Below are 642 nucleotides of genomic sequence, written 5' to 3'. Positions count from 1 at the left end.
CCGGAAGCCGCGCTGTTCGCGTTCGCCGCGCTCACGCTGATGATCGCCGTCGTGCTGATGTTCGATCCGATGCTGCTGTGGGATCTCGTCGACGACCTGCGCGCCGGCCGCGCGCCCAGTGCCGCGCCTCGCCGGGAGGCTCGCCGATGACCACGCCCACCGCCGCCCGCGCGGGCCTCGCGAGCTGCCACACCTGCGGCCTCGTCCAGACGCTCGACCATCCGCATGCCCGCTGCGCGCGCTGCCACGCCGCGCTCCATTTCCGCACGCCGAACAGCATCGCGCGCACCTGGGCGCTGCTGATCGCCGCCGCGATCCTCTACATCCCGGCGAACCTGCTGCCGATCATGCGCACCGCGTCGCTGGTCGGCGCGCAGCAGGACACGATCATGAGCGGCGTCGTGCTGTTCTGGGTCTCGGGAGACTGGCCGCTCGCGGTCGTCGTGTTCGTCGCGAGCATCCTCGTGCCGATGCTCAAGCTCGGCGTGCTGGTGATCCTCGTGATCAGCGCGCAGCGCCGCTCGCCGTGGCGGCCGATGCAGCGCACGCGGCTGTTCCGGATCGTCGAGCGCATCGGCCGCTGGTCGATGCTCGACATCTTCGTCGTGACGCTCACCGTCGCGCTCGTCCATTTCCGTTCGC

1 protein-coding gene and 1 pseudogene are annotated in these 642 nt (G+C 70.7%); both read left to right on the top strand.

The features are described 5' to 3' along the window. A pseudogene (locus tag HWY45_RS36310) lies at nucleotides 1-150 on the top strand (paraquat-inducible protein A); the annotation flags it as partial. Further along, on the top strand, nucleotides 147-642 hold a 496-nt coding region (locus HWY45_RS36305), incomplete at its 3' end, for a paraquat-inducible protein A (RefSeq protein WP_176118491.1). The pseudogene HWY45_RS36310 and the gene HWY45_RS36305, both read left to right, overlap by 4 nt.

This window comes from Burkholderia stagnalis, from assembly GCF_902830275.1.
Classification (GTDB): Bacteria; Pseudomonadota; Gammaproteobacteria; order Burkholderiales; family Burkholderiaceae; genus Burkholderia; species Burkholderia stagnalis.
The sequence above is the reverse complement of the archived record's forward strand: the minus strand, read 5'-3'. Positions and strand labels throughout refer to the sequence as shown.